Annotated in this window: 19 protein-coding genes and 4 pseudogenes; 17 read left to right on the forward strand and 6 right to left on the reverse strand. The window is 70.3% G+C overall.

Annotation, left to right across the window (positions count from 1 at the left end; genetic code table 11):
• The first annotated feature begins 37 nt into the window (after positions 1–37).
• Entirely contained in the window at positions 38–889 is an 852-nt protein-coding gene (locus JHN45_RS43930) for a 4Fe-4S dicluster domain-containing protein (protein ID WP_201054939.1), read from the forward strand.
• 68 nt (positions 890–957) lie between these two features.
• Positions 958–1866 carry an NrfD/PsrC family molybdoenzyme membrane anchor subunit gene (gene nrfD, locus JHN45_RS43935; RefSeq protein WP_236584763.1) on the forward strand — a complete coding sequence of 303 codons (909 nt, stop codon included), beginning with the start codon at positions 958–960 and terminating at the stop codon, positions 1864–1866.
• On the opposite strand, the pseudogene JHN45_RS53645 reads toward nrfD, so the two are convergent.
• Both JHN45_RS53645 and JHN45_RS43945 read right to left on the reverse strand, forming a co-directional pair.
• Positions 1863–2319 (reverse strand): annotated as a pseudogene (locus JHN45_RS53645) (glutathione-dependent formaldehyde dehydrogenase); the annotation flags it as partial. The gene nrfD and the pseudogene JHN45_RS53645 overlap by 4 nt on opposite strands.
• 82 nt (positions 2320–2401) lie before the next feature.
• Positions 2402–3595 carry a PP2C family protein-serine/threonine phosphatase gene (locus JHN45_RS43945; RefSeq protein ID WP_201054907.1) on the reverse strand — a complete coding sequence of 398 codons (1194 nt, stop codon included), beginning with the start codon at positions 3593–3595 and terminating at the stop codon, positions 2402–2404.
• 295 nt (positions 3596–3890) lie between these two features.
• Between JHN45_RS43945 and JHN45_RS43950 the strand changes: the two genes are divergently transcribed.
• From JHN45_RS43950 to JHN45_RS43965, 4 genes and pseudogenes are all read left to right on the forward strand, one after another.
• Positions 3891–4154, forward strand: coding sequence for a hypothetical protein (locus JHN45_RS43950; protein WP_201054908.1), 264 nt, complete (start codon positions 3891–3893; stop codon positions 4152–4154).
• Between the two features lie 96 nt (positions 4155–4250).
• Positions 4251–5420, forward strand: coding sequence for a transaldolase (tal, locus tag JHN45_RS43955; protein ID WP_201054909.1), 1170 nt, complete (start codon positions 4251–4253; stop codon positions 5418–5420).
• Positions 5421–6245: 825 nt separating this feature from the next.
• Positions 6246–6727 (forward strand): annotated as a pseudogene (locus JHN45_RS43960) (SRPBCC family protein).
• 69 nt (positions 6728–6796) lie between these two features.
• Positions 6797–8413, forward strand: coding sequence for an NAD(P)/FAD-dependent oxidoreductase (locus JHN45_RS43965; RefSeq protein ID WP_201054910.1), 1617 nt, complete (start codon positions 6797–6799; stop codon positions 8411–8413).
• A 123-nt stretch (positions 8414–8536) separates the two neighbouring features.
• On the opposite strand, the gene JHN45_RS43970 is transcribed toward JHN45_RS43965, so the two are convergent.
• Positions 8537–9118, reverse strand: a complete 582-nt coding sequence (locus JHN45_RS43970) for an anti-sigma factor antagonist (RefSeq protein ID WP_307783367.1) — start codon at positions 9116–9118, stop codon at positions 8537–8539.
• Positions 9119–9333: 215 nt separating this feature from the next.
• Between JHN45_RS43970 and JHN45_RS43975 the strand changes: the two genes are divergently transcribed.
• The gene (locus JHN45_RS43975) at positions 9334–9696 is read left to right on the forward strand and encodes a MarR family transcriptional regulator (protein WP_201054919.1); all 363 of its coding nucleotides are present in this window, start codon (positions 9334–9336) and stop codon (positions 9694–9696) included.
• A 12-nt stretch (positions 9697–9708) separates the two neighbouring features.
• On the opposite strand, the pseudogene JHN45_RS53650 reads toward JHN45_RS43975, so the two are convergent.
• Positions 9709–10366, reverse strand: a pseudogene (locus JHN45_RS53650) (phosphatidylserine/phosphatidylglycerophosphate/cardiolipin synthase family protein); the annotation flags it as partial.
• Between the two features lie 147 nt (positions 10367–10513).
• Between JHN45_RS53650 and JHN45_RS43985 the strand changes: the two are divergent.
• The 7 genes from JHN45_RS43985 (at position 10514) to JHN45_RS44015 (ending at position 18932) form a co-directional block, all read left to right on the forward strand.
• Positions 10514–11347 carry a DUF1206 domain-containing protein gene (locus JHN45_RS43985; protein ID WP_201054921.1) on the forward strand — a complete coding sequence of 278 codons (834 nt, stop codon included), beginning with the start codon at positions 10514–10516 and terminating at the stop codon, positions 11345–11347.
• Positions 11348–12001: 654 nt separating this feature from the next.
• The gene (locus tag JHN45_RS43990; RefSeq protein WP_201054925.1) at positions 12002–12838 is read left to right on the forward strand and encodes a PIG-L family deacetylase; all 837 of its coding nucleotides are present in this window, start codon (positions 12002–12004) and stop codon (positions 12836–12838) included.
• Between the two features lie 678 nt (positions 12839–13516).
• On the forward strand, positions 13517–14095 hold the full coding sequence (locus JHN45_RS43995) for a TetR/AcrR family transcriptional regulator (RefSeq protein WP_201054927.1): 579 nt from the start codon (positions 13517–13519) through the stop codon (positions 14093–14095).
• Positions 14096–14152: 57 nt separating this feature from the next.
• Complete coding sequence (locus tag JHN45_RS44000) at positions 14153–15061, forward strand: NADP-dependent oxidoreductase (protein WP_201054929.1); 909 nt, start codon at positions 14153–14155, stop codon at positions 15059–15061.
• A 402-nt stretch (positions 15062–15463) separates the two neighbouring features.
• Positions 15464–17368: a glycoside hydrolase family 5 protein gene (locus JHN45_RS44005; RefSeq protein ID WP_201054931.1), complete on the forward strand. Its 1905-nt coding sequence runs from the start codon at positions 15464–15466 to the stop codon at positions 17366–17368.
• 248 nt (positions 17369–17616) lie between these two features.
• A complete protein-coding gene (locus JHN45_RS44010) occupies positions 17617–18168 on the forward strand; it encodes a GNAT family N-acetyltransferase (protein WP_201054933.1) in 552 nt (183 codons plus the stop codon).
• A gap of 95 nt (positions 18169–18263) precedes the next feature.
• Positions 18264–18932, forward strand: coding sequence for a chloramphenicol phosphotransferase CPT family protein (locus JHN45_RS44015; RefSeq protein WP_236584764.1), 669 nt, complete (start codon positions 18264–18266; stop codon positions 18930–18932).
• A 180-nt stretch (positions 18933–19112) separates the two neighbouring features.
• Here JHN45_RS44015 and JHN45_RS44020 read toward each other — a convergent pair whose 3' ends face one another.
• The gene (locus tag JHN45_RS44020; protein WP_201054935.1) at positions 19113–19568 is read right to left on the reverse strand and encodes an SUKH-3 domain-containing protein; all 456 of its coding nucleotides are present in this window, start codon (positions 19566–19568) and stop codon (positions 19113–19115) included.
• 343 nt (positions 19569–19911) lie between these two features.
• On the opposite strand from JHN45_RS44020, the gene JHN45_RS44025 reads away from it, so the two are divergent.
• The 3 genes from JHN45_RS44025 (at position 19912) to JHN45_RS44035 (ending at position 22349) form a co-directional block, all read left to right on the forward strand.
• On the forward strand, positions 19912–20874 hold the full coding sequence (locus JHN45_RS44025) for a phosphotransferase family protein (RefSeq protein ID WP_201054943.1): 963 nt from the start codon (positions 19912–19914) through the stop codon (positions 20872–20874).
• Positions 20875–21132: 258 nt separating this feature from the next.
• Entirely contained in the window at positions 21133–21717 is a 585-nt protein-coding gene (locus JHN45_RS44030; protein WP_236584765.1) for a hypothetical protein, read from the forward strand.
• 32 nt (positions 21718–21749) lie between these two features.
• Complete coding sequence (locus JHN45_RS44035) at positions 21750–22349, forward strand: MBL fold metallo-hydrolase (protein ID WP_201054937.1); 600 nt, start codon at positions 21750–21752, stop codon at positions 22347–22349.
• Between the two features lie 29 nt (positions 22350–22378).
• Here the strand turns inward: JHN45_RS44035 and JHN45_RS44040 are convergent.
• Positions 22379–22882: pseudogene (locus JHN45_RS44040) on the reverse strand (hypothetical protein); the annotation flags it as partial.

The raw sequence follows: 22882 nt of genomic DNA on the forward strand, positions 1-22882 counted from the left end.
TGTCGGTGAAGAAGCCGACGCGGGGCGGGGGTTCGGGGTGCCCGGCGTCGGCTTCTTCACCGACACCTCCGTCTGCATCGGCTGCAAGGCCTGCGAGGTCGCCTGCAAGGAGTGGAACGCCATCCCGGAGGACGGCCTCTCCCTGACCGGCATGAGCTACGACAACACCCAGGGCCTCGGCGCCTCCACCTGGCGCCATGTCGCCTTCATCGAGCAGCAGAAACCTCAGGTCCCGGCGCCGGAGGGACGCACCCAACTCCGCGTGGTGGAGGCCGAGTCGGAGCCTTCCGCCGAGCCGGGGGAGATGCGCTGGCTGATGTCGTCCGACGTGTGCAAGCACTGCACGCACGCCGCGTGCCTGGACGTCTGCCCCACCGGTTCGCTCTTCCGCACCGAGTTCGGCACCGTCGTCGTCCAGGAGGACATCTGCAACGGCTGCGGCTACTGCGTGCCCGCCTGCCCGTACGGCGTCATCGAGCAACGCCCCGAGGACGGGCGGGCGTTCAAGTGCACCATGTGCTACGACCGGCTCGGCGCCGGGCAGGAACCCGCCTGCGCCAAGGCCTGTCCGACCGAGTCCATCCAGTTCGGCCCGCTGGACGAACTGCGCGAACGAGCAGCCCTGCGTGTCGATCAGTTGCACGCGGCGGGCGTGGAGGAAGCCCACCTCTACGGTCACGACCCCGACGACGGCGTCGGCGGCGACGGCGCGTTCTTCCTGCTCCTCGACCGGCCCGAGGTCTACGGGCTGCCCCCGGACCCAGTGGTCACCACCCGCGACCTTCCCACGATGTGGAAGCACGCCGGTGCGGCGGCCCTCTCCCTGGCCGGAGCCTTCGCCGTCTCCTTCGCACTGCCGGGGCTGCTGCGCAGGAAGGGCACACGATGAGCGAGGCGGCGAAGAGTCCCGGACAAGGCACGCGGCAGGGTCGCCGCAAGCGGCACGGAGAGCAACTCATGGTCCCCCGCGCCGAGTTCGAGTCGTATTACGGGCGCCCCATCATCAAGGCACCGTCCTGGAGCGCCCAGGACATCGCCGGGTACTTCTTCCTGGGCGGTCTGGCCGGCGCGGGCTCCGTGCTCGCGGCGGGCGCGCAGTTCACGGGACGCACCACCACCGCCACCGCGATGAAGGTGTCCTCGCTCGCCGCCGTCTCGCTGTCCGCCGCCGCGCTCGTGCACGACCTCGGGGTGCCGAGCCGGTTCCCGAACATGCTCCGGGTCCTCAAGCCGACCTCGCCCATGAGCGTGGGCTCGTGGCTCCTCGCCGGTTACGGGCCGGCAGCCGGTGCGGCGGCCGTCACCGCCGTCACGGGGCGGCTGCCCAGGACCGGGACCGCGGCGACCGGGACGGCAGCGCTGCTCGGCCCGGCGATCGCCTCCTACACGGCCGTCCTGGCGGCGGACACCGCCGTACCCGCCTGGCACGGCGCGCACCGCGAACTCCCCTACCTGTTCGTCGCGTCCGCGACCGCTGCGGCATCCGGCATGGCCCTGCTCGTAGGTCCGGTGACCGAGTCGGCACCGGCTCGCTGCGCCGCGGTACTCGCCGCCGGCGCCGAAGAGATCGCGACGCGGGCAGCCGAGCGGCGCCTCGGTACGGTCGCGGAAACCTATCGGCAGGGCCGCGCCGGAACCCTGCTGCGCGCCGCCCGACTGCTCACCGCGACCGGCGCCGCGACCGGGCTGCTGCTCGGCCGCCGCAGCCGCCCGGCGGCAGCCGCGGCCGGGCTCGCCCTTCTCGCGGGCTCGGCCTGCACCCGGTTCGGGGTCTTCGCGGCCGGAGTCGCCTCGGCCGAGGACCCGAAGTACACGGTCGTACCCCAACGCGAGACCGGGAAGCCCTCCGGCGAGACCGAGAGCTAGGGACGCAGCAGAGTTTTGATCATGCCGTCCGCTTTGGCCTGGAAGGCCGCGTACGCCCGCGGTGCCTCTCCAGGGGCAGGTGGTGGGTGGCGAAGCCGTCCACGCCGAGGGGGCCTAGTCGGTGACCACCGGCATGATCTCCGGTGCCCAGCGCCACACGTTCACCTGCCCCATCCGGAACTGGATCCGCCTGCCGAACACACGCAGCAGTGGCAGCGGGTCCATGGCTCCGCCGCACACACCGGGGAGCGAGACGGTGCCGCCGCGCCGTACGGGATCGATGGCCGCGTGGAGCGCGCCGAGCCGGTCCACACCCGCCTTCTCCATGAACGGCTGGGCGAGCACGTCGGGCAGGAGCCCTGTCACCTACTGAGCGGCCTTGGCCCCCGCGTTGCCGTGCGCCTCCATGCCGACCGCGTCGATCACGGCGTCGGTGCCGCGCCCGTCGGTCAATTTCCCCTCCGCCCGTACGCCCGTCCGGCGGCACGCGCACACCCTGGGCAACGCCCGACCGAGGCGCGCGCAAGGCGCATGCTCAGGGATTCGCTTCGCGGCTCGCGCGGTCGGGGCCGTGCCAGTCCAGACACAGGACGGTGGCGTCGTCCCTCGGCAGCCGGCCGCCGTAGGCCTCGGTGACCGCGGCGACCAGGGCACGTACGACCTCGCGCGGGTGCTCGGCAGCGGTCGCACCGAGGAGGGCGGGGAGGTCAACACTTGAGGCCTGGCGTTCCTGCATGCCGTCGGTGTGGAGCAGGAGGCGGTCGCCGGGGCGCAGGTCGAGATCCTGCACTCGGTAGGGGCCCTGTTCCGGTAGGCCGAAGGGCAGATTCACGGCCAGGCACAGTTCGTCGACCGTGCCGTCGCGGAGCCGCAGGGGCCACGGATGACCGGCGTTGACGAGCTGGGCGCTGCTCCCGTCCAGTGCGATGCGCAGCAGCTGGCCGGTGGCGAAGGTCCGTCGGCCGTGGTCGAGGAGGGCGTGGTGGGTCTGCCGGGCCTGTTCGGCGAGGTCCGCTCCGGCGCGCCGGGCGCCCCGGGAGGCATTGACCAGGAGTGTGGCCATCAGCGATGCGTCGACGTCGTGCCCCATGGCGTCGGTGACGGACAGGTGCAGGGTTTCCTGGTCGAGGCTGTAGTCGTAGGTGTCACCGGCGATGTCGGATGCCGGAACCAGGGCGCCGGCGAGGCTGAACTCGGGAGCTTCGCAGCATGCGGCCGAAGGCAGGAGCTGGCGCTGGATCTCCGCGGCCAGACTCACCGCGGTGGAGCGGTTGCCCCAGTGATAGAGGTCGGTGAAACGACGGTCGGTGACGATGATGTACGCCAGCGCGTGCGCCGCCCCCTCGACCTGCTCCAGCACGTCCTCGGTGACCTCGTCCAGAAACAGCTCCAGAACGCCGATGGTGTCACCCCGGTTGGTGACCGGGGCCAGCACTCGCAACCCCTCCTCCCCCTGCGGGGCCTTCACCACCTTCTGGGCGCGCAGCACCTCGTCGTAGACGCCGCGGCCGGCCAGCGGGACCTGCGCGGCCCGGTGCTCCGGCCGCCCGGCCACGGTGTCGCCGACCCGCAGCAGACGCTGTCCGACGATGTCCACGAAGAGGAACGACACGTATCGCGCGCCGAACCGGTCACGCAGATTTCTCGCCACGACGTCGAGGGAGTCCACCGGCGCCGCGTCCTCCGCAGCCGCCAGCACCTCGGCCAGTCCGATCCGGTCCCTCGCCACACCATCCTCCTCGGGTGCGGATGCGCTTCCCGCAGACATGACATTACGTGCCGCCGAGTGAGACTCGACCAGACCCGAAGGGCTCCGTTCCTCCGGCACGGCGACCCGCACGACGCTGTCTCCGATCGCCTTCACCGACCCGGGTACGACCGAACGTGGCGAAAGGTGCGCTTCAGACGGGTCGGTCGCGCCACGCGGGGTAGCCGGAGCGGGGAGCCGGACTTCGTCCGGTGTTCCGCCGGCAGAGACGCCCCGCCGTACCGGAAACGTACGGGCCGACACGAAGGAGTTGCCCATGGACGCGATCGTGCCGCTCAAGGACGACCACCAGGCAGTCGAGAAGATCTTCTGTCCCGCCGCGCGTGCCGCCGTGCCGGACACCGCCGATCACGTGCTGGAGAGCGTCGAGGAGCACCGCGGCGAGGAGGAGAAGGAGTGGTTCCCCCAGGTCCGCTCCGTCCTCGGCCGCAACCGGCTGGGCGAACTGGGCGAGCAGCTCGGCGCCGCCAGGCCCGCCGCCCCCCGCGACCCGCTCCGGGTCCGCAGCGCCCGCGCATGATCTGTGCGGGACCGCGAGAGGACCCGGAGAGCCGCGTCCCACCCTGTCCGCCGGGGTCGAGTTACCCGCGGACGACAGACCGTCTGGAGATTCAGCATGCCCGATTCCACCGTGTCCGACCCGCTCGCCGACCTGACCGCCGCCGGCGTGTCGATCTGGCTCGACGACCTGTCCCGTGAGCTGCTGGCCGGTGGCCAACTGCAGCAGCTGATCGCCGACCGGCATGTCGTCGGGGTCACGACGAACCCCACGATCTTCGCCTCCGCCCTCTCCCGCGGAGACCGCTACACCGATCAGCTCCGCAGTCTGGCCGCCGACGGGGTGAGCGTCGACGACGCAGTCTTCGCCCTCACCACCGACGACGTACGAGCCGCCTGCCGCGTCTTCGCACCGGTACACGAGAGGACCGACGGCCTGGACGGACGGGTGTCGATCGAGGTCGACCCCAGGCTGGCCGAGGACCGCGACGCCACGGTCGAACAGGCGGTCAAACTGTGGGACGCCGTCCAGGAGGAGAACCTGTTCGTCAAGATCCCGGCCACCCGCGAGGGCCTCAGGGCCATCACCGAGGTCGTGGCGCTGGGGATCAGCGTCAATGTCACCTTGATCTTCTCGCTGGACCGCTACCGCGCGGTGATGGACGCCCATACGGCCGGCCTGGAACGGGCCCGGCAGGCCGGACACGATCTGAGCGGCATCCACTCGGTCGCCTCGTTCTTCGTCTCCCGCGTGGACACCGAGGTGGACCGCCGCCTCGACGCCATCGGCACACCCGAGGCCGTCGCGCTGAAGGGCAAAACCGCGGTCGCCAACGCACGCCTGGCGTACCGGGCTTACGAGTCGGCGTCCACGGAGCCGCGCCGAGAGCGCCTGGCCGAGGCCGGCGCCCGACCGCAACGCCCGTTGTGGGCGTCCACCGGCGTCAAAGACCCGGCCTACCCCGACACGATGTACGTCAGCGAGCTGGCCATCCCCGGCACCGTGAACACCATGCCCGGCGACACCCTGGCCGCGTACGCCGATCACGGCAGGCTCCCCCACGACGCGCCGGTTGCCGACCACCACGCGGCGGCACTTGCCCACTTCGCGGCGCTGCAGCGCGTAGGCGTGGATTTCACCGACGTCACCGACACCCTGGAACGCGAGGGCTTGGCCAAGTTCGACAAGAGCTGGGCCGAACTGAACGCCCGCGTCAGCCAGGAAATGGGCGCGGCCGACGCCGAGCACGAGGGCGCGACACCGATCTCCCCGGACGCAGCGAAATAGCCTCCGCGGAGTGGCGACCTGCCACCTGAGGAGGGCCTCGGACGCCGGGGACGGGCGGGATGGGCATTGGCGTGTTCGCCTCCGGGCCGATCGCCGTCGCCCGGGTCGGCGATGCGCCGGGGCGACCTCCTGGCCCCCGGGGGTACGTCAGCCGGGGGGCTCGTCGGGCACAGGATGGTCCGGGCGTGGGCTGCCGGAGCGCGGGGCGCCGCGCCTACCGGTTCCGGCCTCGTCCGTTTCGGGCGGGTCCAGATCGGGGGGCGTCGGGTCAGCAGTCCCTGGTTCGTCGTCGGCCGTGGCCTGCTGATCGGGCAGATCCCTCGGTATCGGTTTCGATCTCGGCTCACCGCTGTTTCCAGCGGTCTCCGGGTCGGGCTCTCGCACGGCGTCCTCACTTTCCCGGGCAAGGTGGGTGTGCCTCGCGGCTACCCCTGTGACCGCCGTTGATGCCGACGGCCAGGGGTGCCGTCCCGAAGTCGGCCGACGCTCCACTCCGTCACGTCTGCGGGGAGCCGCCGCGTCGCAGCGTCATGAGGCACATGGGTACCCGGCCCGTCAGGTACTCGGCTCACGGGCCCGTTCAGCCTGCCCACCCGGTCGACCCGGCGTGACCGTGCTCGCACTCGTCCTGGCCCCGCGTCCGGCCTGCGGCTCCCCTTCGCTCGCGGAGCGACGGGCGTCGTCGCGCCCGTGAGTGTCGGCGGGCACTTCTGGGAAGTCGATCAATTCTTCGAATGCGACGGCCGCCGCCCGCGGAGTGTGTACCCGGGCCCAGCAGGGGAACTCGCGGCGGCGGACGCGACGAACCGAACGGCGGAGGAACCCATGGCCGTACGACACCGTTTGATCCGGAAGTCTCCCGAGGACGTCTGGAAGATCCTGTCCGACGCCGAGCGGTACGGGGACTGGGTCGTGGGTACCGCGCGGGCCGAGCCGGACGAGGGGCTGTGGCCCGAGGTGGGCGCGGCCCTCCGCTACGAAATCAGGATCGGGCCGCTCACCCTGCGCAACCGAACCGTGGTACGCCGCAGCGAACCGCCCTCCGTTCTCGAACTGGAGGCGCACAGCGGGCCGTTGGGGACCGCGCGGATCGCGATGGAACTGCGGCCCTGGGGCGAGCAGACACTGATCATCCTGGACGAGCATCCGCTGCGGGGTGCGGGGGGGGCGCCCTGCACAATCCGCTGCTGGACGCGGCGCAGCAGATGCGGAGCCGCGCGATGCTGGCCCGTCTCGCCCGGCTGTGCGAGCAGGACGAAGGCCTCTCCCGCGTCGCTCCCGGACGGCCGCGACCGCACGAGGCCTGAAGCAGCGACGGGACATGCAGAAAGCCACGTCGGCGGGCGCGGCACCCCCTACCGAGCCGGAAGTGAGTCATGGCGGACGCAGTAGTGATCGGGGCCGGCCCCAACGGGCTGGTCGCCGCGAACCTCCTGGCCGACGCGGGCTGGAGCGTGGAAGTCCTGGAAGCCCAGAACGAGCCAGGAGGAGCGGTCCGGCACGACCATGGGGTCGACCCCGACTTCACCAGCGACCTCTTCAGCGCCTTCTATCCGCTCGCCGCCGCCTCCCCGGTCCTGGCCGGCCTGCGGCTGGAGCGGGAGGGGCTGAGCTGGAGCCACGCCCCGAAGGTCCTCGCCCACCCGTTGCGGGACGGTCGCTGCGCGGTCCTCAGCCGAGACCTGGAGGAGACGGCCGCGAGCCTGGAGGCGTTCGCGCCGGGCGACGGAGCCGCGTGGAAAGAACTGCGGGACGTCTGGGAAACGCTACGGCCCGGCATTCTCGACGCCCTGTTCACGCCGTTCCCCCCGGTCCGCGCCGGGGCCCGGCTGGCGCTGCGGCTGCGGGCGGCGGGCGGGCTGCGACTGGCCAGGACGATGCTGCTGCCGGTGCGGCGCATGGGTGAGGAGGAGTTCCGCGGGGAGGGCGGCAGGCTCCTGCTCGCGGGCAACGCCCTGCACGCGGATCTCGCACCGGAGGCGGCGGGCAGCGGAGGCTTCGGCTGGCTGATGTCCATGCTCGGCCAGACCTACGGCTTCCCCGTCCCCGTCGGTGGCGCCGGAGCGCTCACCACCGCCCTCGTCCGCCGCCTGGCGCGAGGCGGTGGCACGGTCCGTTGCGGGGAACGGGTCACCGAGGTAGTCGTCCGCGGCGGCCGGGCCGTCGGCGTCCGCACCGCGAGCGGCGAAACAGTCGTGGCCCACAGGGCGGTTCTGGCCGATGTCTCCGCACCCGCCCTCTACGGCTCCCTCGTCGCGGAACAACACCTTCCCGCACGTCTGCTCGGCGACCTGGAACGCTTCCACTGGGACTTCGCCACGTTCAAGGTGGACTGGGCGCTGGACGGTCCGGTGCCCTGGACCTGCCCGGAGGCGGCACGCGCCGGGACCGTCCATCTGGCAGAGGGTGTCGACGCCCTCACCCGTTTCGCGGCCCAGATCACCACGGGCCACGTCCCCGACGAACCCTTCGCCCTCTTCGGCCAGATGACCACCGCCGATACCAGTCGCTCGCCCCGGGGCACCGAGTCCGCCTGGGCCTACACACACGTACCGCACCGGGTGCGGGGCGACGCGGGGGACGACAAGCTCACCGGTTCCTGGGACGCCCGGGAGCAGGAGGCCATGGCCGACCGCGTCGAGACGCAGGTCGAGCGCTACGCACCCGGATTCCGCGGTCTCGTCAGAGCCCGGCGCATCCTCGCCCCGCCCACGCTGGAGAGCATGGACGCCAATCTTCACGGAGGCGCCATCAACGGCGGCACCACGGCTCTGCACCAGCAGTTGGTCTTCCGTCCCACTCCTGGCACCGGGCGTCCCGAAACGCCCGTGCCCGGCCTGTACCTCGCGTCCGCGTCCGCGCACCCGGGCGGAGGTGTGCACGGTGCCCCCGGAGCGAACGCCGCACGGGCCGCCCTGCACCGGCGGCGCACCGATGCGCTCGCTCATCTCCAGAGCCGGCTGACCCAGCGTGACCGCGGAGGACAGCGCTGATACGCCCCGCGTCGCAGCGTGCCGCCCATTCCCGGAAACGCCTGATGCCCGTCGGAACTCCGGCGGACCGAGTGCGCGGACGTTCGGTCGATGCGGTACCAGTCGACTCGACGGTGTGCGCCGTCATCCGGCGTCTCGGGTGCCGTGTTCCTCCACGGCCGCGGCCAGCTGAGCGGCAAGGAACTCCGACAGCGGCCGTCCGGCCTTGCTCTGCAGGAGCGAGTCAGCGATCACGTGCAGCCTGGTGTCGCTCTGCCGCGAGACGGTCACGAGCACCCGCCATGCCTGCTCAGGGTCGAGGCCGAAGGAAGCCATGAGCATGCCGCAGGCCGTGTCGATCGCGCCCCGGGTCTCCAGCGCCCGGTGCGGGTGCGCGTTCTCCGCGGCAAGGTCGTCTTCGGGTGACACGGCGGGGAAGAGAGCGGCTGCGCCGGTCAGTTCCAGCAGGCGTTGCACGGCGGGACTGCTCGCGCGCAGGACGAGGCTCTTCGATGCCTCCCGGGCGTTCTTACGCACGAGGAGCAGGACGTTGAGAGCGGAGCAGTCGCAGAAGTGGACACCCGTGAGATCCAGTTCCAGCACGTCGTCGGCGGCGCGCAGCGCATCGCCGAGTCCGTGTCGCAGCATGTGCGCGCTGTCCAGGTCCAGTTCGCCGCTCACGGTCGCCACGCGTCGGCCGCCGACCACGCCGACCTCCACCGTCACGGACGCCGGCGTCGAGGGCGGGGACGTGCCGCCGCACTCGGTGCAGGGTCCCTCGGCCGCAGGACGAGCCGCGCGGCAGGACATCGGAGGCTCCCGGAACGTGTCGACGTCTCCTTACGGCTCCACTCTCACCCCACCTTGCATTCACGTCAACCAATACACGAAACGTGATGCACCCTTTTGAATACGTGAAACGCGCGCCCTATAGTCGGACCATGGACCGAGCCGCTGAACCACGTCCGGGCTGGACGTTCCTGACCAACCACTCCCGCGTCCTGGCAGCCATCGCCGCAGACCACACCACTCGCGTCCGCGACATCGCGGTGCGCTGCAGGCTGACCGAGCGGGCCGTTCAGAAGATCATCGCCGACCTGGAAGACGGCGGGTACCTCACCCACGTCAAGGAAGGCCGCTCGAACGTCTACCGCATCGCCTCCGCCACCGCGCTGCGCCATCCCGCCGACGCCCCGGCCTCCGTCGCCGATCTGCTGGCCCTCCTGGCCCAGCACGACGTTGAACGCCCGGAGGCCACCCCTGCCGGCACGGACGAAGAGCACCGGCCCGGTACGACACCGTGATGCCGGTACGAGGTCATGGGAAACATCGGCGAGCATGACCTCTTCGCCGGGGCCGGGGGAACGACGGTCGAGGTTCGTGGAGCCGATGAATGCCGTCACCCTGTCGACGGTGACGACCTTGGCGGGAAACATGGTCGGCCGGTGGTGGTAGACCTTCACCGCGCACGCCGTGAGGCCCTCTCAGTAGCGCCGGCCCGCCAGTCGGCACACCCGTTTGCCGGTGTACGGGCCCGGCAGCAGGGTCTCCACCTCCACGCCCCGGCGCACAGCAACTCGACGAAGAACGCGTCCGGCGCGATACATGCGGTGGCCAGCCCGATCCCTTCCTCCGCCGTCTCGATCACCACGCGGAACAGGGTCCGCATGTCCTGCCGACCGAAACCGGCCGAGCCACGCACCACCTGAACCACCGCGCCGCCCCGACGGGTGTGATGGGTGAACCGGTCGCGGTCGTCGAAGAATTCGTCATGGCACTCGGCCCCGTTCTGGGCGAAGGCGGCCAGCCCGTCCACCGCGGGTCCGCTCGACAGGTACGGCGGCTTGCGGAGCCAGGCCGCCTGCACGCCCGGCCGCTCCACCGCCCCCAACCGGTCCCTCTCGACGAGCCGGCTGCCGAAGTCGCCAGCAGCAGCCGTACCCTCACTCCTTCGCGGGCGCGTCGGCGAACCGCTGGGCCGTCTCGCCCTCCAGTGCACGAACCTACGGCTGTCTCGGCGAGTCCTTCAGCCACGTTGGCCGCACCGTCCAGAACAACGGCAGGAGGACAAAGCGAGTCGGACCCGGGATGCCGTCGCTCTTCGGGGGCATTCGGTGGGACATGGCTACTGGATCGGCAACAGCACACGGTCAGGCCCGACGCGCGGCGAACAGCAAGGCGGTCGCGGCTGCGGCACGCGCGGGCTTCGTCGCCCGCGGGGTCATCTACGTACTGGTCGGTGTTCTCTCTCTTAGGATCGCCTTCTCCGGCGGGGGCGAGCAGGCGGACCGGGGTGGCGCGATCGCCGAGATCGCCCAAAAACCCTTCGGGACCGCGCTGTTGTGGCTGCTCGGGATCGCCCTTGCCGGGATGGCCCTGTGGCGGCTGTCCGAGGCCGCCTTCGGGCAGGCGGGTCCCGACGGCGAGAAGCCGGGCAAGAGGGCCATGGCCGCGGGCCGTTGCGTCTTCTACGGCTTCGTCACGTACTCCGTGCTCTCCTACGCGGCCGGGGACAAGGGCAGCGGCAGCGGCAGTTCGGACCAGAACTCCCAGGACGTCACGGCGAAGGCGCTGGACTGGCCCGGCGGGCAGTGGATCGTCGCCGTCGCCGGTGCCGCGGTGACCGCGGCCGGCCTCTGGATAGCCGTCCGGGCGCTCCTGCGCAAGTTCGAGAAGCATCTGAAGACGGCGGAGATGTCCCGAAGGACGCGTCAAGTCGTCGCCTTCTTCGGCGTGTTCGGCGGTACGGCCCGCGGCATCGTCTTCGCCACGGCGGGCGGCTTCGCCATCGCCGCGGCCCTCCAGCACAAGCCGGGCAAGGCCAAGGGCATGGACAACACCCTGCGTACGTTCGCCGACACCCCTGCGGGCCCCTGGCTGCTCGCGCTGATAGCCGTCGGCCTCATCGCCTTCGGGGTCTTCTCCTGGGCCAACGCCCGCTGGCGCGACGTCTGACCCTCCAAGGGGACGGAGCGTGCCACACATGACAGGGCGACCATGACACAGGCCACCTGCCGGACCGTCACCACCCGGGACGCCGACCCCCGCATGACTCCGTCGGGGACCCTGGAACCGTCGAGGTCAACTGCCCGGAGTCCGCCAGGACTTCGGGCGAGGAGTCCCCGTTGACCGAAATATCCGCGCGGTGGTGGACTTCCCCGCCCTGGCCCCAGACGCGACGCCCTCCTGTCCGATCAACACCCTCACCTCGGCCGCAGTCCGGCCCACCCGGGGCGAAAAGCAGCACGGCGTCGAGAAGTTGACGCGCCCGCCACATCACCGCCGGGCACGCCGCCTCCCTCATCGGCACCCCACCCAGGGACGCCGTACGCCCCGCCACGCCCCGCAGTGGGCAAGTCCCGTTCCGCCGACTCGACCGCACCACAGGTCTGCCCTCACGCGACTCTTCTCCCGGCTGGAAGGCAAAGCGGCCTCTCCGGGAACACGCAGTCCGGTCGGCAAGGTTGCATCGGCCGAGGGACCGGTGCCGTACGGGCGGAGACACGGAGACCGCGATGTCGTCCGCCACGCACGGATCCGGGCCCCAGAATCGCGGTACACCCACCGCGCCACGCGGACCACGACGTATTTCTGCAGGAGGACTGTTTCATGACTGGCCGGCCTTTGACGCTGATGGCAGTGCACGCCCACCCCGACGACGAGGCCACTTCGACCGGAGGGGTCCTCGCGCGGTACGCGGCGGAAGGCATCCGCACGGTTCTCGTGACCTGTACCGACGGCTCTTGCGGTGACGGACCGGGAGGTGTCAAGCCGGGTGATCCCGGCCACGATCCGGCGGCGGTCGCCCTCATGCGCCGTCAAGAACTCGAAGCGAGTTGCGAGGTCCTGAAGATCAGCGATCTGGAACTGCTGGACTACGCCGACTCCGGGATGATGGGCTGGCCCAGCAACGACGCCCCCGGATCGTTCTGGCAGACCCCCGTGCAGCAGGGCGCGGCCCGGCTCGCGGACCTCATGCGGCACTACCGACCCGATGTGGTCGTCACCTACGACGAGAACGGCTTCTACGGCCACCCCGACCACATCCAGGCCCACCGCATCACGATGGCGGCGCTGGAGATGACCACCGAACTGACACCCAAGGTGTACTGGACCACGATGCCCCGCTCGACGATGCGGCGGTTCGGCGAGATCATGCGCGAGTTCCACCCGGACATGCCGGAGCCGGATCCCGCCGAGGCCGCCGCGATGGCCGAGATCGGCCTTCCCGACGACGAGATCACGACGTGGGTGGACGCCACAGCGTTCAGCGACCAGAAGTTCGACTCGCTGGCCGCGCACGCCAGTCAGGGCGACAACATCTTCTTCCTCAAGATGGGCAAGGAGAGGTTCGGCGAACTGATGGGCACCGAGACCTTCGTACGCGTCAAGGACGCCACCGGCACGGCCGTACCCGAGAACGACCTCTTCGCCGGACTGCGCTGATCCGCCGGCCCGCCCGACCGGCCGGAAGGCACACCGTTTCGTGTGCCTCCCGGCCGGCGGCGGGCGGGCACAACTGGAAGGCACACCGCGTCCTAGCCGCCCTCCACATGCCGCCACCCGGACAGTTGCGGGCCGGGCCGCAGTGCAGGCGGGTCTGGGGCTCGACAAAGCCTCCGAGATGGATGGAAGGGATCGAGTCAGAGGTGGTGGCCGCGCCGGCGGCCGCCGGGCAGATCCCCCGGCGTCGGTAAGATCAGCGCTCTCATGGGGGATGCGATGCGGGCATCGGGGCTGGGCGGCAAGGGCCAGAGGTACACGCTGACCTCGGATGAGGACGACGGCGATTTCTGGGGCTTCGCTCGCGAGGCAGAGGGGTAGTTCACGCCCCTGCCCGTTGAGGAGGGCGCGCGCCGAGTGCACCTCGCGGGTTGCCTCCCTCAAGGTGGCCTCCTGAGGTGCGTTGACCACGTCGGCAGTCGTCGTGCCGAGGCGCTCTGGGGAGCGTCATTCGGACTCCTGCGGACGGCGACATCCGCTCATCCCGCCGAGCGGACACCTGGCCTTGAGCCGGCACGGAAAGCCGCAGCGTGCAGGTTGGATCGAACCAAGGTACTTCCGATACGCTACGGTAGCGTATCGGAATAGGGGTGCGGGGTGGGTACTTCGGAGTCCAGCGGCATGAGTCAGCCCTCGGTGACGGGACGGCCACGGGATTCCGGCCGTGACCTGGCCATTCTTGACGCCACACTGTCACTGCTGACCGAGGTGGGATACGAGCAGCTCTCGATGGAGGCGGTGGCCGGGCGTTCCGGGGCGGCGAAGACGACGATCTACCGCCGGTACCGCGACAAGGCGGAGCTCGTCGCCGCGGCGGTCGAGCGCCGCGCGCCCGCGAAGCCCCCACATCCTGCGGGCGAGAGTCTCCGGGAGGACGTGCATTCCCTGGTGGCATGGCTCGCGCGGAGCATCTCCGAACAGGACGTGGGTCTGCTCGGGGCGGTGTTCGCCGGCATGCGCAGCGACGCGCGGCTCGCCCAGGCGATGCGGCGGATCCTGCGGCGGGACGAGACCGCGATGACGGACGGACTTGTTCGCCAGGCGGCCGAGCGGCTGGCGCCCGGGGCGGCAGCGCTCTTTGCCGAGGTCGCTCCCGCGGTGATCGTGCATCGCGTCGTGGTCGTGGGCGAGCCGTGCGACGCCGCCTTCGTCGCGCATCTCGTCGACGACATCCTCCTGCCGCTCCTGCGCCGTACCTGACTGAGCGTCCTCTCGCGCGATCCGGCTGTTTTCGAATCACTCGCAAAACTGGGAGGCATGATGAAAGCAGTGCGCTACGACCGCTTTTCGGGCATCGACGGGATCTACCTCGCGGACGTTCCCGAGCCCGTGGCCGGCCCGGGCGAGGTGGTGGTGCGGGTCGAGGCCGGTGCGCTCAACCCCGGGGCGTTACCGGCGCTGCACGGCAGCTCGTACACACCGGGTCGCGATCTCGCCGGTGAGGTCGTTGGGGTCGGTGCCGATGTGCTCGACTTCACCGTCGGTGACGCGGTGCTGGGCAGGCTCCAGAGCTGGGACGCCCACGCCCAGTTCGTCGCCGTCCCCGCCGTCCAGCTGGTGAGCAAGCCTCAAGCCCTCTCCTGGGACGTGGCGGGCTCGCTCTACACCACGCCGATGGCGGGCCTCGGCGCCGTCCGGGCGGTCGAGCCCCGGCCGGGCGAGACCGTCGTCATCTCGGGCGCATCGGGCGGCGTCGGGTTCACCGCCGCCCAGCTCGCACTCCGTGCCGGAGCGACGGTGGTCGGTCTGACCAGCGACGCACATGTCGACCTGCTCCGGCGCCATGGCATCCAGCCTGTCCGATACGGCGACGGCGACGGCGAACAGGAACGGATCCTCGCCACGACCGACCGGGTCGATGCCTTCATCGACGCCGTCGGAGGCGGCTACATCGACCTCGCGATCGACCTCGGCGTTCCGAGGGACCGCATCGACACCGTCGTCGACTATCGCGGAGCGAAGGAGAAGGGCGTCAAATCCCTCGGAACGAACGATGCCGGCGGCACCCCGGCGCTGGCCGGACTGGCCGCCCTCGCCGCCGCCGGTGACCTGCACATCCCCATCGCCGCGACGTATCCGCTCACCGCCGTGCCCGACGCCTATCAGGCGTTGGCCGACCGCAAGACCCACGGGCGCATCGTGCTCCACCCCCAGGACCTCGCCTGAACCACCCGCCGTGAACTCACGTCATCGTCGTCGGTGCCTGTCCGGCGCTGACGTGCGGCTTCCCTGCCCATGGATTGACCGTTCCCGGAGGCGGCGACCGCGGGTTCGCCGTCGGCACTGCCGGTTCGGGGCCGTACGCAGCCGGCCGGTCGGGACGGCCGTCTCCGCCTCGGTCGCCGTTCCCACAACGACGAAGGGAGGGTGGACCTCACCGGTTTCCAACACAGCACCAGCGCGGGGCAGTTGGGCCCGCCCCTCCATGAGGCCCTGGTTCGGAATGCCGAAGTCAACTGCACGCTTTGTCCGTCGACGGGTCCGCAGGTCACAGGTAATGTCCCCCGCGCGGCTGCTGCGGGACGACGAGAGCGCCGTCATCTGTCGGTACGGGTACGGAGGCGCCTCATGACCAAACTTGTCCGGCACCTGACACTACTCGCCTTGGCTGCCTCCCTGCTGCTTCCGTCCACCGGAACCGCCTCGGCGGCACAGACCGCCCCCGCCACGCCCACCGCCGCCACCGCGAGTTCCTGGCAACCACCCCTGTCCACGCGCGGGCGCTACATCGTCGACGCGAACGGCGACCGCTTCCGGCTGAAGTCCGCCAACTGGGATGGCGCCCAAGGCTCTTGGACCGGCAGTGGCAGTGCGACCGACAGTGCCAATCACCACGCCGGGCAGATCTCCTACGGCATCCCCCTGGGCCTGGACCGCGTGCCCCTGGCTCAACTGATGGCCGACTTCCACCAGTTGGGCATCAACAGCATCCGGCTGCCGTTCTCCAACGAGATGATCCACGACACCACCGCCGTACCGGACGCCGCCGTTGCGGCAAACCCGCAGTTGCGCGGCCGAACACCGCTCCAGGTCTTCGACGCCGTGGTCTCCGCGCTGACCTCGGCCGACTTCGCCGTCATCCTCAACAACCACACCAACACGTCCCGTTGGTGTTGCGGGATCGACGGCAACGAGCGGTGGAACAGCAGCCAGTCGACCCAACAGTGGGCGGACGACTGGGTGTTCATGGCGCGCCGCTACGCCGCCGACCCCCGTGTCGTGGGAGCCGACCTCTACAACGAGGTACGCCGTGACATCTTGAACGACCCCAACTGGGGAGGGGGCGACGACCACGACTGGTACGCCGCCGCCCAACTCGCCGCCGACCGCATCCTCACCGAGGCGAACCCGAACCTGCTCATCGTCATCGAGGGCATCAACTGGACCGGCCTGCCCATCGACGGATTCGCCCACGGCCGCCCCCTGCTCACCCCCGCACGCACCCTGTCCCACACCCTGGTGACCGCCCACAAACTCGTCTACTCGGCCCACTTCTACGGCTACACCGGCCCCCACCACAGCGGCGCCACCGGCATCGGCGAGACCAGTGACCCCCGCTACCAGGACCTCAGCCGCGACGCCCTGTTCCAGGCCCTCTACGACGAGGCGTTCTTCGTCGCCCAGGACAGCGGCAAGCACTACACCGCCCCCGTGTGGATCAGCGAGTTCGGCATCGGAGCGGGCGAGACCGGCACCGCGGCGCGCACCTGGTTCGGCAATGTGACCGACTACTTCGCCGACCACGACGCCGACTTCGCCTACTGGCCCCTGGTCGGCTGGCAGGGCCACGACGACTGGGCCCTGCTGCGCTACGACACGGACGGCACCCGGCACGGCCTCCTGGACGACGCGGACTGGCGCACCGCCGGCTGGCAGCGGCTGATGTCCGCCGCCTCGCTCAGCGGTCCGGTCGCCCCCGTCCCCGCCTGGCAGATGCTCGCCACCGACCACGGCGACTACGTCCAGTCGGTACGGGTGCGCGCCACCGGCGACTGGGACGCGGGCGCCTCCAAGGCGGCCTGCCCGGACGGGCTGCGGCTGATCGGCCTCGGGCACACCTCGGGCCGAGGACTGTGCACGGACGTCACCACGGGCGACCTGCGTGCGGCGGACGGCGCCCAGTCGGTCGTCACCGACGAACGCAACGTCCCCCAGGGCGGCGACTGGGCCTCCGGATACACCAAACTCCAGTGCGCCCAGGGCCAGTTCCTCATCGGCTACAGCCACCGGGGCACACGGACGTCGGCGACCCTGTGCGCTCCGGCCGGTACCCCTCTGGCGGGCGCGGGGCGCACGGTGTGGTTCGACCGCTCCGACAACCGGCCCGGCGACGCCGGCGGCGGCGACTTCGCCACCGGCGACTACAAGGGCCAGTGCGCGGACGACGAGTACGCCGCGGGCATCGCCTACACCACCCGCACCGGCAGCTCGCCGGGCCCAGCGGCCCTGCTGTGCCGCAAACTGGCCCGCTGACCAGCGTGGGAGGGATGCCGCCGGGCGAACCGGCGGCCGGTGATCAGCGGGGCGGGCGGTGCCGCGTCCGGCACCGGACTCGAAGTCGGCCGGGCCATGTCGGTGCGCCGAAGTCCGTAACGGGTGCGCAGTGGAGCCGAGTTGCTGGATCGGAGCCACTCCTTGACTCTGAAGGACGAGCCGGCGCAGGTGACTTGATCGGTCCGCGAACATTGATCGCTGCCGATGCTGCTGATTGGCTTCCCTGCATGACCGAGTTGGGACCCGTTGCCTGGCCGCCGCCTGCCCCGATCAGGACCGAGCGGCTCGTACTCCGCGAGCCCGAGGCCCGGGACCGTGCGGCGGTCATCGAGTTGTTCACGTCACCGGAGGTGGGCACGTACATCGGTGGCCCTCGACAGCGTGACGAGTTCGAGCGTGCGGTGCCCGAGGAGCCCAAGCGGCGTCCAGGCCTCTTCGTGGTCGATCTCGACGGGGCGATGATCGGGATCGTCACGTTCGACCGGCGCGACCCGAAGCATCCCGTCCACGTCTGCCCCGGCACCTCGGAGGTCGAACTCGGCTACATGTTCCTGCCGCAGGCGTGGGGACACGGGTACGCCGCGGAGGCGTGCGCGGCGGCACTCGACTGGTGCGCCGGAGCGCTGCCCGGGGAGCCGGTGGTCCTCACCACCCAGACCGCGAACGAACGCTCGATGCGCCTCGCGGCGAAGCTGGGGTTCACCGAGGTCCAACGGTATGAGGATTGGGGCGCCGAGCAGTGGTTCGGCGTCTGGTCCCCGGCCTCGCTCTCCGACTGAGGTCGGTCGTGCTCGGCAGTGTCCACACTCATCGCGATGCAGCCGGCCGAGCACGAGGAGATGGGCGCCCACACACCGACGACCGAGCATGCATCATGATCGAATACCGGCGGCGCGCGAAGCGGGGGAAGATGATGACATTGCCGGCAGAAACTGGATCCCACCAGATTGCGGGCTCGGCGAGAGCTTCGCAGCCACCCAGCGGACTGATCATCTTCCTGAACGGCACATCCAGTTCGGGGAAGTCGAGTATCGCCAAGGAGCTCCTCCCGGTCCTGGACGACACGTACTTCCATATGCCGGTGGACGCCTTTCATGCCATGCGGGCGCGCCGGGACATCGCACCGGACGAGGTGCCCTCCATGCTCAGGCGCACCTGGATGGGCTTCCACCGCGCGGTCGCCGGCATGGCTGCGGTCGGCAACAACATCGTGGTCGACCACGTCCTGAGCGAGCCGTGGCGTCTGCTCGACTGCGTCGCCCTGTTCGCCCCCGAAGACGTGGTGCTGGTCGGAGTTCACTGCCCCTTGCCGGAACTCCAGCGGCGCGAGCAAGAGCGCGGCGACCGCCCACCGGGGCTGGCCGCACGCCAGATCACCCAGGTCCATGCCCATGGCCTCTACGACATCGAGTGCGACACGAGCACCGCCAGTCCGGCCGACTGCGCTCAGCAGATCAAGAACTTCCTACCGCACCGCCCGACCCCCACCGCATTCGAAAAGCTGAGGCCGAACCCCCCGCTCGCTCAGCCACCGGTCGGCTGACCGCCCATCCGATTGCCCGGCCCAGACCAGCGCGGACAACGGGTAGGGCCAAGACACTCGGTCACATCACGCCCCGATGATCGCTGTCACCCCGCACCGGCCTTCCGGGGTCACCGGCCGCCGCCATCACATTCCTGCGGTTTGACTTGGCGAACTCACGCCAGCCACGGCAAGATCGCCTCACCCGCCGGGCAGGCAGTTGGCGAGCCAGTCTGCCCGCTCCGCGCGATTGACGCCGCCATCGCCGTCCACTACGTAGGCCAGCGCCTCCATGAAGGCAGAACCCAGCGGCCAGAGCCAGTTCGGCCCCACGGCGACGACGCGACCGCCGGCCGCAATATACGCACGGAACTGGCTCGACCACATGCCCAGGGGGCTGTAGTTCTCTCGGTAGTGGAGCCTCAGCCTCGACGCCTCCTCGGCGGCGTCGATGCAGGCGTCGACGGGGTCCACGCGCAGTGACGAACCAGGGACACGGATCAAGGAGTTCTCAATCGTCAGCCCGCCGAACTCGGCCCAGACCGCCAACGCAACGTCGTTGAGTTCGAACCCTGCACCCGTCAGTTGCCGCGTCCAGTCTGCAATGGCGATCTTGCGACCTGATGTCCACCCAGCAGCACCAAGCGCCTCCAGCACCGACGGACTGCAAACCGTCATCGACTCACCAATGTGTTCTATGCGCCCTCCCAGCCGGCCTTGTCCGTTGCCCCACTCTGCCGTACACCCCGACCACCTACGGACAGGGCGGTTGGTCACAAAGGACGAACTCGCCTGCCAGGACGTGCTGTTCAAGGGCCTCGAAGTACCGGTTGCCGCGGCGGCACACGGTACGTGCGGGATGGCGGTGAGGCCCAGTGCCTGCCGTGACACCGCCTCGTGTCCGGCCTGCAGCCGGACGTCCACACGTGCGCATGACCGCTACGAGCGTCGCCGACAAAAGCTTTTGCGCGAGCCGCTGTCCGGATGGTGGGGTGACACGGTGATCGACCACGATGAGGCGGGCGCTGTCCGACCGTTGACCCTGGCCTGGGTGGGCCGGTATCTGAAGGCCAGCGAACGGATCGTCAAAACCGAGGTGTTGCACGGCGGCATCACCGCCGAGATGCGGCGGCTGACCGTCGGAACGCAGGACGGAAACATCCGCGACCTCGTGCTGCGGACCTTCGTCGACCCGTACTTCGTGGAGCACGCCGAGAACCTGCTGAATCGGGAGGCCGGCTCCCTCGCCCTGCTCGCGGGGACAGGCGTGCCGGTTCCCGGACCGGTCGCGGTCGATCCGACCGCCTCGCACTGCGAGTATCCGTCGCTCCTCATGACGCATCTGCCGGGCCGGACAGTCCTCGACGATGAGGGATTGGAGACGCGCATCCCCCTGCTGGCCCGTCAACTCGTGACGATCCATGCGGTACGGCCTTCCGAGCGGCCCCAGGAGTACAAAGCGTGGACGACCGCCGACGCCGTCGTCCCTCCGGACGGCGCCGACGCGGCGGCATGGGCCGCGGCGATCGACGTGATCCGTAAACCTGCGCCGCCCTATGACGGGCGATTCCTGCACCGGGACTTCCACCCCGGCAACGTGCTGTTCGACGTGTCGCCCCCATGCACGACAGGTCCGCGCATCACCGGCGTCGTCGACTGGGTGCAGACCTCCTGGGGCCCCGCGGACCTCGACGTGGCGCACTGCTCCACCAACCTCGCGATGCTGCACGGCCCGGCCTGGGGCCTACGGTTCGCCGACGCGTACGAGGAGGCCGGCGGGGTCCTGGCGTCGACGGCGAGCGAGCGGTTGTACTGGCTCTTGCTGGACGCACTGGCATTTGCGGGTGGCGTGGCACTCGTGGTCCGACCGTGGCAGCAGGCGGGGAGGATGGAGCTTACAACGCGGGCGGTGGAGGAACGGCTGGATGCCTATGTCGCCGCCCTGTTGGACGCGCTGGGCTGAGCCAAGGGGGCACCGCACACTGGAGCGCGTCGCGCTCTGGCCACTGCCCGGCTCGCCGCCCAACTGCACCTCGCGGCAGGGCGGATGACCCTCCTGTGCCGGGTCACGGCGTTGCCGGATCCGCAGTTCACCACGCACCGGGTGCACTCGGGGGGACGATTTCGCCAACCGCCGAGGATACTCGTACGGAAACGCGATGCAGCAGCAGCGGCGGATGTGCGAGCCTTCCTTTCCCGGACGCCGACCGAGATGACACTGATGACCCGTGATGAAGCCCTCAAGCAGCTCAGCCACATCGCGCACGAACGGGCCTTCGGTAGGCACGTCGGGTCCGACCGGCTTATCCAGGCAGGGCTTGACGCACTCGTCGCCGAGGTCGACAGTCCCTCCCTCGCCATGTTGGCCGGCCTTCTTCGGAGCGAGGAATCCGAAGCGCCGGCACTCTTCGACCAGGTACTGGAGGAGCTGGGACTGGTCTTCCGTCCGCCCGGCGACCCCAGGGCCGCAAAATGGGCGATGGCCCACTGGATCGCCGGTCAGATAGCCGACGGAAGCCTGGATCCCGCTGTCGGCACCCACCTCATCTGGTCCGACATCGCCTACGACCTCGGCTACCCCGGAGAACTCCAGTCCCTCGTCTCATGCGCTCTCAACCTGGACGGATGGGAGGAGAGCTGGGGAGTCTCCGTCGAGGAACTCGAAAGGGAAGCAATCGAGGCGGCGAAGCAGTTCCTGCGCAAGTGGTCGGCAGCAGAAGAGGGCAGTTTCGCGGATTCCCGCTGTTCGGCCGAGCGCACTCCAGGGATACATCCGTGCGGCATTTTCCGGCCATTTCCCGAGTGATTCGGCACGGTCTTCCGGCTACCCTCACGCGGATGCGAATCACCAAGTACACCCATTCCTGTGTCCGGTTGGAACGCGACAACAGCACGCTGGTCATCGATCCCGGTATCTGGAGTGAACCAGAGGCGCTCGCCGGCGCGGACGCGATCCTGGTGACCCACGAACACAGCGACCACGTCGACCTGTTGCGGCTGAGGGGGTTGGGTGTCCCCGTCTACGCCCCCAAGACCGCGCGGATCCCTGGCCTGGACTTCACCGGCGTCGTCGCCGGCGAGGAGTTCACTGCGGCCGGTTTCCGTGTGACCGCCCACGGCGGGCGGCACGCGCGGATCTACGGCGACCGCCCGGACTGCGCCAACCTCGGCTACCTGGTCGAGGCCGACCTCTACCACCCCGGGGACTCCCTGCACCTCCCCGACCAACCGGTGGAGACCCTGTTGGTCCCCCTCCAAGGTTCATGGATGAAGACCGACGAGGCCATCGACTTCGTACGCGCCGTCGATCCGGAGCGGGCGTACGGCATCCACGACGGTCAGATCAACGAGCGGGGACTGAGCAGCCTCAACGGCTGGCTCGCCGAAGAGTGCGGTGATCGCTACCGCTGGCTCCCGCCGGAGTCGACCGCCGGATGACCGAGCGTCGGCCTCCGCCCCCGCCCTCTTCACCTCCCTGGAGTGCCTACGGCGTCCAGCCCTTCGCCGTCGGCAAGTCGCGCCCGGACGGTGATGTGCGGGTCGCGGGGAGCGGGTACGGCGAGGGTGCGGGACCGCTTCGTGGTCGTGATGTCGCCGCTCACCGAGAGGCTGGTGACGGCGCGGCTGCCGGCGGCCAGCGCGTACCAGTGGCCGTTCGGGGAGCGCCAGCCGCTCGCGGCCACGACGTGCTGGCCGAACCGGCTGCAGGCCGCGGTCGCGTGGGCCCGGGCGACCGTCCGGGAGGGTGCGGCGGGCGCGGAACCGCTGGCGCGGAAGGAGACCGTCACGTCGCCGGGTCCGCGCCAGGTGTCCGCGCGGGCGCAGGTCCACACGGCGTGGCCGCCTCCGTCGGGCAGGTCCTGTTCGGCGAAGTCCCAGTTGTTGACGGCGCGTACGCCGGTGTCGCGCAGCGGTTGCAGGGCGCAAGCCTGGTGGGCCCAGGCCGTCAGGGCCTGGGCCCACCAGGCTTG

Source organism: Streptomyces sp. MBT53 (assembly GCF_016654115.1).
Lineage (GTDB): Bacteria > Actinomycetota > Actinomycetes > Streptomycetales > Streptomycetaceae > Streptomyces.